The sequence below is a fragment of the Burkholderia sp. BCC1988 genome (genome assembly GCF_905339895.1).
GTDB lineage: Bacteria > Pseudomonadota > Gammaproteobacteria > Burkholderiales > Burkholderiaceae > Burkholderia.
The window spans coordinates 1-278 of record NZ_CAJPHA010000100.1; the positions used below are offsets into that span (position 1 = coordinate 1).

At 63.7% G+C, this 278-nt stretch carries 1 protein-coding gene; it reads left to right on the forward strand.

Annotated elements, in window-relative coordinates:
- Positions 1–278 (forward strand): ATP-binding cassette domain-containing protein (locus U4012_RS35740; RefSeq protein ID WP_321804600.1); only part of this gene is annotated, 278 nt, incomplete at both ends.

Sequence of the window (278 nt, forward strand, 5' to 3'; positions counted from 1 at the left end):
TGTTGACATGGAAGTCCGCCAGGGCGAGCTGGTGACGCTGATCGGCGCGAACGGCGCGGGCAAGACCACGACGATGAAGGCGATCACGGGTCTCAAGCCGTATTCGGCCGGCGACATCGAGTACGACGGCAAGTCGATCAAGGGCGTGCCGTCGCACGAGCTGCTCAAGCGCGGGCTCGCGATGGTGCCGGAAGGCCGCGGGATCTTCGCGCGGATGTCGATCATCGAGAACATGCAGATGGGCGCGTACCTGCGCAACGACAACGAGCAGATCAAGA